Origin of the sequence: Acinetobacter rudis (genome assembly GCF_000829675.1) — a bacterium.
GTDB lineage: Bacteria > Pseudomonadota > Gammaproteobacteria > Pseudomonadales > Moraxellaceae > Acinetobacter > Acinetobacter rudis.
Map to the genome: position 1 here is coordinate 117,978 of NZ_BBRX01000019.1, position 14,754 is coordinate 132,731.

12 protein-coding genes are annotated in these 14,754 nt (G+C 40.2%); 9 read left to right on the forward strand and 3 right to left on the reverse strand.

Annotated elements, in window-relative coordinates; genetic code table 11:
* The first annotated feature begins 1 nt into the window (after position 1).
* From recF to Aru01_RS04440, 3 genes are all read left to right on the forward strand, one after another.
* Entirely contained in the window at positions 2–1,084 is a 1,083-nt protein-coding gene (recF, locus tag Aru01_RS04430; RefSeq protein ID WP_016654494.1) for a DNA replication/repair protein RecF, read from the forward strand.
* 55 nt (positions 1,085–1,139) lie between these two features.
* Complete coding sequence (gene gyrB / locus Aru01_RS04435; RefSeq protein WP_016654493.1) at positions 1,140–3,608, forward strand: DNA topoisomerase (ATP-hydrolyzing) subunit B; 2,469 nt, start codon at positions 1,140–1,142, stop codon at positions 3,606–3,608.
* A gap of 145 nt (positions 3,609–3,753) precedes the next feature.
* Entirely contained in the window at positions 3,754–4,119 is a 366-nt protein-coding gene (locus Aru01_RS04440; RefSeq protein WP_016654492.1) for a hypothetical protein, read from the forward strand.
* Between the two features lie 433 nt (positions 4,120–4,552).
* Here the strand turns inward: Aru01_RS04440 and Aru01_RS04445 are convergent, their stop codons facing one another.
* Complete coding sequence (locus Aru01_RS04445; RefSeq protein ID WP_016654491.1) at positions 4,553–6,487, reverse strand: ATP-binding cassette domain-containing protein; 1,935 nt, start codon at positions 6,485–6,487, stop codon at positions 4,553–4,555.
* A 286-nt stretch (positions 6,488–6,773) separates the two neighbouring features.
* Between Aru01_RS04445 and erpA the strand changes: the two genes are divergently transcribed.
* Positions 6,774–7,109, forward strand: a complete 336-nt coding sequence (gene erpA / locus Aru01_RS04450) for an iron-sulfur cluster insertion protein ErpA (RefSeq protein WP_016654490.1) — start codon at positions 6,774–6,776, stop codon at positions 7,107–7,109.
* A gap of 57 nt (positions 7,110–7,166) precedes the next feature.
* Here the strand turns inward: erpA and Aru01_RS04455 are convergent, their stop codons facing one another.
* Entirely contained in the window at positions 7,167–8,294 is a 1,128-nt protein-coding gene (locus tag Aru01_RS04455; RefSeq protein WP_016654489.1) for an anhydro-N-acetylmuramic acid kinase, read from the reverse strand.
* A gap of 79 nt (positions 8,295–8,373) precedes the next feature.
* Here Aru01_RS04455 and tyrS point away from each other — a divergent pair, with 79 nt between their 5' ends.
* From tyrS to tauD, 5 genes are all read left to right on the forward strand, one after another.
* A complete protein-coding gene (gene tyrS / locus Aru01_RS04460) occupies positions 8,374–9,588 on the forward strand; it encodes a tyrosine--tRNA ligase (protein WP_016654488.1) in 1,215 nt (404 codons plus the stop codon).
* 325 nt (positions 9,589–9,913) lie between these two features.
* Positions 9,914–10,921: a taurine ABC transporter substrate-binding protein gene (gene tauA / locus Aru01_RS04465; RefSeq protein WP_016654487.1), complete on the forward strand. Its 1,008-nt coding sequence runs from the start codon at positions 9,914–9,916 to the stop codon at positions 10,919–10,921.
* Positions 10,922–11,734, forward strand: a complete 813-nt coding sequence (gene tauB / locus Aru01_RS04470; RefSeq protein WP_016654486.1) for a taurine ABC transporter ATP-binding subunit — start codon at positions 10,922–10,924, stop codon at positions 11,732–11,734.
* 16 nt (positions 11,735–11,750) lie between these two features.
* Complete coding sequence (gene tauC / locus Aru01_RS04475) at positions 11,751–12,587, forward strand: taurine ABC transporter permease TauC (protein WP_051145756.1); 837 nt, start codon at positions 11,751–11,753, stop codon at positions 12,585–12,587.
* Between the two features lie 65 nt (positions 12,588–12,652).
* Positions 12,653–13,534 (forward strand): taurine dioxygenase, encoded by an 882-nt coding sequence (gene tauD / locus Aru01_RS04480; RefSeq protein WP_016654484.1) that lies wholly within the window; start codon positions 12,653–12,655, stop codon positions 13,532–13,534.
* Between the two features lie 62 nt (positions 13,535–13,596).
* Here the strand turns inward: tauD and Aru01_RS04485 are convergent, their stop codons facing one another.
* Positions 13,597–14,265, reverse strand: a complete 669-nt coding sequence (locus tag Aru01_RS04485; protein ID WP_016654483.1) for a YczE/YyaS/YitT family protein — start codon at positions 14,263–14,265, stop codon at positions 13,597–13,599.
* Positions 14,266–14,754: the final 489 nt, after the last annotated feature.

The following is a 14,754-nucleotide window of genomic DNA, read 5'->3' on the forward strand; positions in this document are numbered from 1 at the left end:
TATGCAGATTACGCGTTTAAATATTCAACGAATTAGAAATTTAGAAATGGTTGTTTTGCAAGAGTTACAACCATTTAATGTCTTTTATGGTGAAAATGGCTCAGGGAAGACTTCTATCCTTGAAGCCATCCATCTTTTGGCCACAGGCCGTTCTTTTCGTACACATATACCCAAAAACTATATCAAACATCAATCTGCTGACGCTGTGGTTTTTGCTCAATCCAGTCATGAAAAAATTGGTATGCAAAAGCTGAGTACGGGAGAGCAGTTGATCAAGGTCAATGGTGATGCCTTAGCAACTCAAGGCCAATTAGCCAAAATTTTGCCTTTACAGCATCTAGATCCATTGAGTACCGATATTATTGATCATGGTGCAAAACCACGTCGCCAAATTTTAGATTGGTTAATGTTTCACGTGGAGCCAGATTTTTACCCTGCTTGGCAGCTATATAATCGAGCGTTAAAACAGCGAAATAGTTTATTGAAGTCGCAGCGTAATGTATCAATAGAGACTTTGGCACCTTGGAATGCATTATTGAGCCAATATGGTGAAATTTTGCATCTCTATCGTTTAGATATCGTGGAACAGTGGAAAGGTTTTATTCAGCAGGATCTTCAACAGTTGCTTCCCAATATTGAAATTGAGTTGGAATATGTTCCAGGTTTCCACGTGGAACAAGGTCTGTTACATGACTTAAATTATTACCACCAAAAAGATGTGGAACGACGCTATACAGAGTATGGTCCACATCGCGCAGATTTGCGTTTAAAGGCTGCAACAGGAGATGCGAGTGTGATCCTGTCGCGTGGTCAGAAAAAGTTATTAATTTTAGCACTTAAACTCTCTCAGATCGCAATGCTACATGCCTGTAATAAGGAAACTGTGGTACTATTAGATGATGTAACCGCAGAGTTAGATTTAAGTGCACAACAACGATTGATTAAGCGATTAAGCCAACTTGGTAGCCAAGTTTTTATGACCACCTTAGATCATGAGATCGTTAAAAATCATCTTCAAGATTTATCTATTTCTTATCGATTATTTCGAGTCGATCAAGGTCAGGTTTGTGCTGAGGTCGTATGATTTCTAATTTTTTATATTTTTGCTTAGGCCCATTTTTTTTAACTAGGGAGAAACCATGAGTTCAGAAGATCAAGTTGCTTCTCAAACAGAACAGACCAACGATAAGGCTTATGATTCCTCTAGTATCAAAGTATTACGTGGTTTAGACGCTGTTCGTAAACGTCCAGGAATGTATATCGGTGATACTGATGATGGTACTGGTTTACATCATATGGTCTTTGAGGTTGTCGATAATGCTATCGATGAAGCGTTGGCAGGACACTGTGATGAGATTATCGTCACTATTCATGCCGATGAGTCTGTTAGCGTATCGGACAATGGGCGCGGGATCCCAACTGACATTCACCCTGAAGAAGGGGTATCTGCTGCAGAAGTGATTTTAACGATCTTGCATGCAGGCGGTAAGTTTGATGACAACAGTTATAAAGTTTCAGGTGGTCTACATGGTGTAGGGGTATCTGTTGTTAACGCGCTTTCAAGCAAGCTTGAGTTAACGATTCACCGTGCTGGACAGATTCATCAACAAGAATACTGTCATGGTGATTCTGTATATCCGTTGAAAGTTGTCGGTACAACTGAAACTACAGGTACTACAGTGCGTTTTTGGCCAAGTGCTGAAACGTTCAGTCAAACCATCTTTAATGTCGATATTTTGGCACGTCGTTTACGCGAACTGTCTTTTTTAAACGCTGGCGTACGAATTGTACTTCGTGATGAGCGTGTTGCTTTAGAACATATCTATGACTACGAAGGCGGTTTGTCTGAGTTCGTTAAGTATATGAACCAAGGCAAAACCCACCTCAATGAGATTTTCCATTTCACTGCAGACAGCGATCAGGGCATCATGGTTGAAGTTGCTTTACAGTGGAACGATAGCTATCAGGAAAATGTGCGTTGCTTTACCAATAACATTCCACAAAAAGATGGTGGAACACACTTGGCAGGTTTCCGTGCTGCATTGACTCGTGGCTTAAATCAATATCTTGAAAGCGAAAACATTCTTAAGAAAGAAAAGGTTAACGTTTCTGGTGATGATGCTCGTGAAGGCTTAACAGCAATTATTTCTGTGAAAGTGCCAGATCCTAAGTTCTCTTCACAAACCAAAGAAAAGTTGGTTTCAAGTGAAGTGAAAACTGCGGTTGAGCAGGCAATGAACAAGGCATTTTCTGAATATTTGCTTGAAAACCCAACTGCAGCGAAATCGATTGCTGGAAAAATTATCGATGCAGCACGTGCGCGAGATGCAGCACGTAAAGCACGTGAAATGACACGTCGTAAAAGCGCCTTAGATATCGCAGGTCTACCAGGTAAACTGGCCGATTGTCAGGAAAAAGATCCAGCACTATCTGAACTTTATCTTGTCGAGGGTGACTCTGCTGGTGGTTCTGCTAAACAAGGTCGTAACCGTAAGATGCAGGCAATTTTGCCGCTGAAAGGTAAGATCTTAAACGTAGAACGTGCACGTTTTGACAAGATGATTTCATCTGCTGAAGTGGGTACTTTGATTACTGCTTTAGGCTGTGGTATTGGTCGTGAAGAATACAATCCTGATAAATTGCGTTATCACAAAATCATTATCATGACCGATGCGGACGTGGATGGTTCACATATTCGTACACTGCTTTTAACTTTCTTCTTCCGTCAAATGCCGGAATTGGTCGAGCGAGGCCATATTTATATTGCACAGCCACCGCTCTATAAATTGAAAAAAGGCAAGCAAGAGCAATACATTAAAGACAATGACGCACTTGATACCTACTTGATTTCAAATGCAATTGATGAGCTAGAGTTGCATATTAGTGCTGAAGCACCTGCAATCCGTGGTGAGGCACTTGCACGAGTCATTGGTGACTATCAAAGCGTACAAAAGAGTATGCAGCGTTTAAGTTTACGTTATCCTGCCAGTGTACTAGAGGCATTACAGCAGCTTGAAGCATTTAAAGTTGATCGTAATGAGGATCAAGACTATGTGCAGCAATGGGCAGAACAATTAAGCGAAAAAGTAGCTACTTTACAGCCGAGTTTACGTCCTGAAATTAGTCTTGAATCATTTGAAAAAGAACATGCTAATGGTGAGAAATCACAACATTTCTGGCCACGTATCACCATTTATGTGCACAATTTACCGCAGCATTTCTTGCTCGATAATGGTCTTTTAACATCGGGTGAATATAAGCGCTTGCTGCAAAATTCACAAAGTTGGTTAAATCTATTGGAACAAGGCGCTTATCTGCAAAAAGGTGAGCGTAAAATTAACGTTTCTACGTTCCATCAGGTTTGGCAGCACATTGTGACTGATTCTAGACGCGGTATGATGATCCAGCGCTATAAAGGCTTGGGTGAGATGAACGCAGAGCAGCTTTGGGAAACCACAATGGACCCAGAGAACCGTAATATGTTGCAAGTCACTATTGATGATGTAATTGAAGCAGATCGCATGTTCTCATGCCTCATGGGAGATGATGTGGAACCACGTCGAGCCTTTATTGAGGAAAATGCGCTGAATGCAGATGTGGATGCTTAAGCCTATAGCTTAATGATTTTGTTTACAAAATGATCTAAAAAATGCACTCTTTGGAGTGCTTTTTTTATTGGTTTTAATCCTAATTTGATGTTTAATTGATCAATATTCAGTGGTGAAATATCATAAAAACATCGGGGAGCTGACCATGCAAGACTTATTAGAACAATCAAGAACTGCTTGGAGTGATGCTTATTACCGAGGGGATAGTGAGCAATTACAGCATCATGAGCATCCTGATTTGCACATTGTGTACGAGGCTAAAGGCATCGTTGAGAGCAATATTAATCGCTATGAACAAATTGCACACGCCGTTAAAAACTCAGTTTGGAAGCCACAAAAGCCATCTATAGAGATTGAAGAATTTGAGTTTAATTCAACGATGGATCGCTGTATTGTTCGTTTAAAACCGCATGAAAACCTTATTTTAATACAAGAAACTTGGATATTTGAGCAGTCTTGGCAGTTGATTGAGCTTCGATTTTGCCAAAAAAAACCAATTTTACATGAATAAAAAGCTTTAATTAAGTCTGATTTATCCACAGTTTATCTGCTCAAATTTTGAATTTAAAGCACTTGTGTTATTGCTTGCAATCCTTTTAAATTCAAACCTTGTATGTGATTTTTGTGGATAACTTTTCTAATGTAAAAGCAGCTTTTGAATTTAAATTACAGGGATTTGCTTAACCCTTAGCTCTGTGGATAAGTTTTACTTCATCTTGGTGTTTGCAATGCCGAGAAAATAGAGTGAAACCATGTACTTTTACGGGCTAAATTTGCTAATTAGAATAACTTAAATATGTTCCACGGGCTGAAAAATCATTGTTAAGTAGAAATAAAAAAGCACAATCCTAAGATTGTGCTTTGATTTTTTAGTGTGGCTTAATGGAAAAATGAGCGACAGTTATATTCGCTACTGTATTGATTTTGGAGGTTAAACTACCAATCTAGTCTTCGAAAGAACTTTCTAATTCTTCAAGTTCAATCATCAATTCAAACATCTGCTCTTCAATTTGCTTAAGCTCAGTATTGAGTTGGGTTTGTTCATTCATGATTTTGAGCAATTCATCTTTGCGTTGACTGTCATAAATACTACTGTCTGCGAGTGCAATCTCAATTTGGCCTAGACGCTGCTGTAATGTGGTGATTTTTGCTTCATATTTTTCAATATTTTTACGAATAGGTCGACTCATTTCACGGCGACGGGCTGCTTCTTTACGCTGTGCTTCCTTATCGACCTTAGAGACTACGGTTTTTTCAACCACCAAAGATTGTACTACAGCAGTTTCAGGTCCTTTTTTCATCAGTTCGATACGTGCCTGACGTAACCACTGTGCATAATCTTGTAGATCACCATCAAAACTCTTGGCCTGTGCACCATGAACTAAGATCAGTTCATCACAAACACTGGCAATCAATTGGCGTTCATGCGAAACCAATACAACCGCACCTTCAAAGTCTTGTAATGCCATAGTTAGCGCATGACGCATATCTAAATCTAGATGGTTGGTTGGTTCATCCAAAATAAGCACATTAGGACGACGCCATACAATGAGTGCAAGAGCAAGTCGGGCGCGTTCGCCACCTGAAAAACTTTCACTCGGTGTATCCATACGTTCGCCACTGAAGCCGAAACTTCCTAGGAAAGCGCGTAGTGTTGCTTCACTAATTTTTTTATCAGCAATTCGTGACAATTGCAGCATAGGGCTAGCCTTGCCATCAAGTGCATCCATTTGATGCTGGGCAAAATAACCAATGTTCAATAGTTCTGAAGCTTGGCGTGTACCTTTTAATAGGGGTAGATCACCAACTAAAGATTTAATGAGGGTTGATTTACCAGCACCATTCATCCCCAAAAGGCCGATACGACTGTTTGGCGTAATTTGAAGTTGGACATTGGTTACAATGAGCTTGGTCTCATAACCGATATCGGCTTGATCTAAGATCAAAAGTGGCGTGCTCATTTTACTTGGTTCACGGAAACTAAAGGTGAACGGGGTATCAACATGAGCAGGTGCAAGCTCTTGCATGCGTTCTAATTGCTTGATTCGGCTTTGTGCCTGACGTGCTTTGGTGGCTTTGGCCTTAAATCGGTCAATGAACTTTTGTAAATGTGCACGAGTTTCTTGTTGTTTTTCAAAAGCTTGTTGATGCTGTGCAAGTCGTTCAGCACGTGTAGTTTCAAAGGTTGAATAATTACCTGTATATAAGGTCAACTCTTGATTTTCAATATGTAAAATATGATCAGTAATTGCATCTAAGAAATCACGGTCATGGGAAATCAAGACTAAAGTACCAGGATACGCACTTAACCAATCCTCTAACCATAAAATCGCATCTAAATCTAAATGGTTTGTTGGTTCGTCGAGTAAAAGTAGATCAGAGCGACTCATTAGGGTACGTGCCAAGTTGAGGCGCATACGCCAACCACCTGAAAAACTGGCAACATCAAGTTGGGATTGATGTTCAAAAAAGCCAAGGCCAGCCATCAACTGAGAGGCTTTAGCAGGTGCTGAATAACCATTGATTTCATCAAAACGACTATATAGCTCTGCAAGTTCGTGATCGCTCAGTTCAGCAGGGTGGTCGAGTTGATGTTGAATGCGCCAATATTCTTCATCCCCAGACAGGACAAAATCAATTGCTTTCATATCCAGCGCTTCAATTTCTTGCGCCATATGTGCAACAGTCCAGATCGCAGGACGTCTTAAGCTACCGCTATCGGATTCGATTCCACCGAGGAGTGCTGAAAATAGTGTGGATTTACCCGCACCATTGACACCAGTCAAACCGATTTTCCATCCCGGATGTAATTGCATGGATGCGTCTTTAAATAACACACGTCCACCGCGACGTATGGAAAGTTGTTCTAACTGGATCATGAAGATTTAAACTACTGTAAATGGTCAAATGGGCTTAGTTTAATAGATATCGTACGATTGCCGCAAAAAAATCTGTGACAAGATGGGTTTTTACTAAATATATGTATGATTTTCTGTTGAGGTGCAATGAATGCTGCTTACAGTATATTGTAAGCTTAGATCAATGTTGAGTAACGGACTCTGAATTGATTATGTTATACTACGATGTACACTATTGACTCAGCGACTGATCGGTTGCTGCTCTGAATACGCTTTGCGATTTAAACCGTTTGAGGAATGATCCATCATGAATGCCCAAGCTCTTGAAATGACTGATAATGCAGCAAAAAAAGTGCGTCAACTTCGCGATAGCGAAGGCAATCAAGACCTGATGTTGCGCGTTTATGTGACAGGTGGTGGTTGTTCAGGCTTCTCCTATGGCTTTAACTTTGCTGATGCAGCCAATGAAGATGATGCTAAATTTGAAAATGGTGATGTCACCATGGTTGTTGATTCATTGAGTTACCAATACTTGATTGGATCAAAAGTAGATTATATTGAAGGTCTTGAAGGTTCACGTTTTATTATTGATAACCCAAATGCGACAACGACTTGTGGTTGCGGGTCGTCATTCTCGATTTAAGCAAGCCTTGAGCTGTTTTAAAAAGTCCCCAGTTGGGGACTTTTTTGTTGGGTGTGTTTATACCACGGAGATCGTACCTAAAACCCTAAAGCCTGTCGCACCTGTTACTGCAGGTAAGTTACCACTTTGCTGTTCACAAAAACGCATTGCGAGCCAAGCAAAGGCCGTAGCTTCAACCCAAGTTGGTGAAATACCAAGTACTTGCGTACTTTGCACAGTCCATTCATGTTTACGTAAGCGCCAACGTAGTTGTTCCATCAGCTGTGTATTATAAGCGCCACCACCACAGACATAGACTTCACCTGTATCAAGTGGGGAGCGATAAATTGCTTTTTTGATGGCACGGGTGGTAAGTTTGAGTAAAGTGGCTTGAACGTTTTCAGGACGGTCTTCGAGCTCATCGTATTCAACGTCATTACGCCAATCTAAAATTTGTTCATCTAACCACTCTAAATTAAAGTCTTCACGACCAGTACTTTTGGGTGGCTCTTTAGAAAAGTATTCATGAGATTGTAAGCGATCAAGTAAAGTTCGGATGGGTTGACCATATGCCCCCCAACGACCATCCTCATCATAAGGTTGGCCTGTGTAACGATGGCACCATGCATCCATCAGAATATTTGCTGGACCTGTGTCAAAGCCATAAACCTCATCCACTTTTCCTGCGGGTAAAATACTGACATTGGCAATGCCACCCAGATTGAGAATGACTCGGTGTTTACTTGGGTGCTGGAACACATCCTGGTGAAATGCAGGTACTAATGGCGCACCTTGGCCACCAGCTGCTAAATCACGACGACGAAAATCAGAAACAACAGGGATTTTGGTGATTTCAGTAATAATATTTGGGTCACCAATTTGTAAACTGAAACCATGTTCAGGGCGGTGACGAATGGTCTGTCCATGTGAACCAATGGCCTTAATTTCAGCACGGTTGAGTTGATTCTCTACAATCAATTGGTTAATGCCATGACCAATCATTTGCGCCAAAGCCACGTCAGCCTTACCCATGCGATCAATTTCATTGTCACTTGGTAGAGTGAGAGCCATGAGTTCATCGCGTAGACTTGGTTCAAATGAGAGCGTTAATGTTGCATGAATTGTTAGGGGGTGAAAAGATGCGGCCACAATGTCGACGCCATCCATGCTGGTCCCCGTCATTACACCAATATAGATTGCACTCATATGAATACTCGCCTGCATTGTGCTGAAAAAGTGTTAGTATATCGTAGAAATTGAATAACCTACCTGTTTGGACTTTTTGATGTCAAATTTTCTGCCGGCTGAAGAACAACTTGCCCTCATCCAGCGAGGCACCCACGAAATTATTTCTGAAGAGGATCTACTTAAGAAACTCAAGGAAAACCGTCCTCTAAAAATTAAAGCGGGTTTTGACCCGACTGCGCCTGATCTACATTTTGGTCATACAGTTCTTATTAATAAACTGAAAACCTTTCAAGATCTAGGCCATGAAGTGACTTTTTTGATCGGTGACTATACAGCAATGATCGGTGACCCATCAGGTAAGAGCGCGACACGCCCACCGTTGTCACGTGATCAAGTCATTGCAAATGCTAAAACGTATCAGGAACAAGTTTTCAAAATTCTTGATCCAAATAAAACCAAAGTACGTTTTAACTCTGAATGGTTTAATGAGCGTTCAGCTGCCGATTTAATTCAATTGGCAAGTCAGCAAACGGTTTCACGTATGTTAGAACGTGATGACTTTACTAAACGTTATAAGAGTCAACAACCGATTGCGATTCATGAGTTTTTATATCCATTAGTACAAGGTTATGACTCTATTGCGCTTGAAGCAGACGTAGAGATGGGGGGTACTGACCAAACCTTTAACTTGTTAATGGGACGTACACTTCAAAGTCGTTATGGCCAAGAATCTCAAGTATGTATTACTGTACCTATTCTTGAAGGTTTAGATGGCGTCAATAAAATGTCTAAATCTTTGGGCAACTATATTGGTGTATTTGACGCTCCTGGTGCTATGTATCAAAAAATTCTATCTATGCCAGATAGCTTGATTCCACGTTATTTTGAACTTCTTAGCTTCAAATCTATGGATGAGATCGATGTCTTGTTGCAAGAAATACAAGATGGTCGTAATCCACAAGAGGTCAAAATCATTTTAGCACTCGAATTGGTTGAACGTTTCCATGGTGCTGAAGCTGCAGCTAATGCACACAAAGGTGCGGGTAACGTAATTACCGAAGGTGAAGTGCCAGAAGATACACCTGAAGTGACTATTTCACGTGCTGAGTTTGGTGGTGAGATTTTTATTGCCTCAATCTTACGTACAGCTGGTCTGACTAAAAATGCTGCGCAAGCCAAAGATGCTGTTGCACGTGGTGCAGTAAAAGTTGATTGGGAAGTGGTTGGTGCTGACTATTCGGTTAAAGAAAACAAAACATGTATTATCCAATCAGGTAAAAAAGCGATTGCTCGTGTAATCTTTACTGACTAGTTTTGATGGGGTGTTACTTAATTTATTTGAGTAACATCGCATTGGTATTCAAGGCCGTTCTGCATAAAGTTAATTTGCAAATGGCGATAAATAGGCCTCATTCAATTTGAATGGGGCTTTTTTGTTGCTTATTGGCTTGAGTCACGCTTGATGAGGTATTCGATTATCTGATTTTTAAATCTGAAATTGTGTTTAGGAATTAATCTGATAACGAGTCATTAAAAACATATTTTTCAAAGTAAAGAATTAAAAATAACATGTCTCTTTCACACAAATTTTTTGATTTGCCATAGTGGCAATCTTCGGGTCATGGTATTTGGTTCTTATGTATTATCATCGTTTTTTGTTGAATGCCGCAGGACTGTTGTTGCTGACACAGAGTAATGTAGCTGCAGCAAAGGCTGTGGTAATTGGTTATCAAACCAATGTCGAACCCGCTAAAGTGGCTCAGGCAGATGGTGCTTATGAACGCGCACTCGCTGAAAAAGTTGACTGGCGTTTATTTAATAGTGGAGCAGAAGTACTTACCGCTCTAGCTTCTGGCGCTGTTGATCTGGCCTTGCTGGGATCAAGCCCTTTGGCCGCTGCGGTAGCGAATGATCTAGATATTGAAGTGTTTTTGGTTGCAACTGACTTAAAGTCTGCCGAAGCATTGGTGGTAAAGAATGGTCGTGGTATCTACAAACCCAGTGATTTGATCGGTAAAAAAATTGCGACACCGTTTGCGTCTACAGCACATTACAGTTTATTGAGTGCACTCAAACACTGGAATATTCAGCCTAATCAAGTTCGATTATTAAATCTTAAGCCTGCTGAAATTAATGCTGCATGGCGTCGTGGTGATATTGATGCTGCATTTGTTTGGTCACCAGCCTTAGCCAATATCAAGAAAACTGGCACAGTGATGACAGATGCGGGTCAGGTCGGGCAGTGGGGAGCTCCTACATTTGAAGTCTGGGTGGCTCGCCGTGGATTTGCAGCACAACATCCTGAGGTCTTACGCAAGTTTGCTGATGTAACACTGTCTTATTATGCCGCATATCAAGCTAATCCAGCAGCTTGGAGTGTCAATAGTTCACAAGTACAAAAGATTGCCAAAATTACAGGGGTTGCAGCAGCAGATGTCCCTGGGTTACTGGCTGGTGCTCAGTATCCAAATCGTCAAGCACAACTGAGTACGCGTTATTTGGCCCAAGGCACTCAACATAATATCGCCAATACTGTGAACTATCTTAAAGATTTGGGATTGGTTCGCAAGGTTCCATCAAATTATCAAAAATTTGTCACCACTGCTTTTATTCAGTCTACAGCATCATATTCGGGGAACAATTAAATGGCTATTTTGCGTATTGAACATCTACGAGCCCAATATCGTGGCCGTAGCGAGGATGTACTTTCCGATATTTCATTTCAATTGGGACCTCAGCAACTGATGGTAGTTTTAGGCGCATCAGGAAGTGGTAAAACAACTTTATTGAATTTAATTGCAGGTTTTACTCAAGCACAATCAGGTTTGATTCAACTGGATGGGCAGGACATTCAAGGGCCAAGTCGTGATCGTGGTGTGGTCTTTCAAGATGATGTTTTGTTGCCTTGGCAGAACGTAGAAAACAATATTGCTTTTGGTTTAACTTTGGCTGGGGTAGAGAAACAAGCACGTTTAGCACGTGCACATCAATTACTGTCACTGGTTGGGCTTGATGGATTTGGTTCACGTCACATTCGCGAACTTTCTGGTGGTCAAAGACAACGAGTAGGATTGGCCCGTGCTTTAGCCGCTGACCCTAAGATATTGCTCATGGATGAACCCTTTGCTGCATTAGATGCATTTATTCGCGAGCAAATGCAGTGTCTATTACTTGATGTATGGCATCGGACTGAAAAGCCAATATTTTTGATTACTCATGACATTGAGGAAGCTGTTTTTTTAGCGACAGATCTTATGATTATGGCACCAAATCCAGGGCGAATTGTTGAAACGATCAAATTGGATTTTGCTACACGCTTTGCACAAGGGGAGTCTGCACGCAGTATTAAATCTGATCCAGAGTTTATTGCGATGCGTGAACATGTTTTGAATTTGGTGTTTACGCAAAATGCTTTGCATGCAGCGCCAGCAACATTACACGTTCAAAAAGCGGGTTAGGGATGATGTTATGTCAATGAAATATTCAAAATTGTTTGATGAAACCCGTGAACAACACTCAACACCTGCTTCAATTAAAATTAGTGTTTCACGTGAAACGCGACTACGTTGGCTGAGTGTTTTTGCAATACTGACTTTGCTCTTGGCATGGTACGTGGTAACTAAACTACAGTGGATTGATGAACTGTTTTTACCTTCGCCACAAATTGTCATGGAACGTTTTCAAGACTTATTGGCTGGTGGGTATATGGGCATTGCTTTATCTGAGCATGTCTTTGCGAGTCTTGGTCGGATGTTAGTTGCTTTGCTTGCTGCAGTGCTAATTGCAATCCCGTTGGGTTTAATCATGGGACAAAGTCGCCGTGTGAGTGCTGTACTTGATCCTATTATTGAGTTTTATCGTCCAATTCCGCCATTAGCTTATTTACCACTCATTGTGATTTGGTGTGGTATTGGAGAGTTATCAAAAGTACTTTTAATTTTTCTTGCGATTTTTGCTCCTGTAGTCATTGCTACGGCTACAGGTGTTCGCTCTGTGGATCAAGCAAAAATTCGTGCAGCACAGTCTTTAGGTGCAAGCCGAATACAAATCGTTCGTCATGTGATCGTTCCAAGTGCTTTACCCAATATCTTAACCGGAGTTCGGATTGGATTAGGGGTGGGATGGTCCACATTGGTCGCAGCTGAGTTAGTGGGAGCATCTGAAGGTTTAGGTTTTATGGTGCAATCTTCTTCACAGTTGTTAGCAACGGATGTGGTGCTGATTGGGATTTTTCTAATCGCGATCATTGCTTGTGCTTTGGAACTTGGTTTACGTTATTTACAAAAACGTTGGGTACCATGGCAGTCTTAATCCATTGATGAAAACAACCTATTGAGCTTAGTCCGAAACAACAGAGAAAGTTGAGAGAAACGACAATGAATGCATATGTGAGTGATCAATTGAAAATTAAACCTCTTACACCAACACTGGGCGCAGTGATTGAGGGTATTGATTTAACTCAGAATTTAACAACTGAACAGCAGCAAGATATAGAACAAGCACTATTAAAGCATCAGGTATTATTTTTTAGAAATCAAAAACTTACACCTGTGGAGCATGCCAATTTTGCAAAACAGTTTGGTGAGTTACATATTCATCCAATTTATCCCAATATTGCTGAACAGCCTGAAATTATGCTGTTAGATACTGAGTTAAATGATCTACGTGATAATGCACTTTGGCATACAGATGTGACTTTCTTGACAGCACCAGCAAAAGGCGCGATTTTAGCTGCTAAAAAAGTTCCAAGTTATGGGGGGGATACCCTTTGGGTGAATGCAACTGCAGCTTTTGCAGCTTTGTCACAGCCAATGAAACAGTTTTTATCGGGTTTGACTGCTCAACATGATATTGCACAATCTTTTCCAATTGAGCGTTTTGGTCAAGATCCTGTAGAACTTGAAAAATTAGCCCAAGTTAAATTAAAACATCCACCTGTAAGTCATCCTGTAATACGGACCCATCCTGTAACTGGTCAACCAGCATTATTTGTGAGTGAAGGCTTTACAACACGTATTAATGAATTAGAAAGTAAAGAAAGTGCTGCGGTATTGGCTTTATTATTTGCACATCTACAGAAACCAGAGTTTATGGTGCGCTGGTCATGGCAAAAAGATGATGTGGCATTTTGGGATAATCGTTGTACTTTACATTATGCAGTGGATGATTATCGACCACAACATCGTATTATGCATCGTGCGACATTAATTGGTGATCGGCCATATTATAAAGATTCAAATCAAACATATTTTGAATAAGTGATGCCATAAAAAAACCTTTCAATCTTGAAAGGTTTTTTTATCTGATCAAGAACACTATATTAGCTAGCGTGTTTACTGATTTCTTTAGATTTATTTTGAGTGAAATCTAAGAAGTGAAAATATGGCATCAGTAATTTAACCATAGACCCAACCAATAAGGCAGTAATTACCGTACCCTCTCGGACACCAACAACTTCGTGTAGATATAAGTAAGAGCTAATAACAGCTATTAATACTAAGCTGATATCACCTGTGGTTTTACAAAATCCGAAACTTTTATTAAAGCGTTCAGCGCAGGCAAAAAATAAACCTTCTGCTGCTAAATAGATTAAACCTGCTCTTAAAATCATACATACGCCAATCGCCGTGAACAGGCAGCTTAATAGGCAAAACGCTAATTGAATGAAATAGCTTTCAATCATCCAACTTTGGGTGAGCCAGAGTGTGGTATCAATAAAGAAACCAAAGGCCATACCAACAGGAAGCTGCAACCATTGGATCCATTGAAATTTTTTACCCAAGATCAGCATCTGCAATAAGATCATAATGATGTGATGGATAATCGTTAAAGTGCCAACAGATAAAGCAATAATATGACTAAAGGCGTAAGGAACAGAAGAAATTGGTGAGGTACCTAAATTTGAGCGTATAGAAAGTGCGACACCAAATGACAGTACACATAGTCCAGAGACTAAAAGTAATAATCTCGGAATAAATCGAACGGGCATGATCAGATCGTAAATATTAAATGAGGGGGTATTCTAATCCTTTAAAACCATGTTGACACAAAATAGACAATTGCTTTCAAAATTTCTTTCTCATTGTTCTTTATATATAGCTGGGGAATAGTCTGAATACACAGATAGCCTTTTAATGTGCAGTGTAGGGTATAAATATAAAACATTGTATAAACAAAATCGTGTTTGAAGATCAGATGATTTAAGTTCAACTACAGATGTTTATCTATCTTTCAAATCGAATCTAAAGATATTTTGAGTTAAATCGGTTGTTATTTACACGTAAAAATAGTTTTTTACGCTATTTGGTTTAAAAAACAAACGACCGATATAATAAATTGAAATTAGGGGTTGCGCTTGATTTAAAACTCTATAGAATACGCTGCATCCCGACGAGATACGGACAACGAACTTAGTTCAAAGGACTGAGTTGTTGAATAAGTTTTTCGTCTAACTTGCTACTGACGAAGTAGCAAGAAG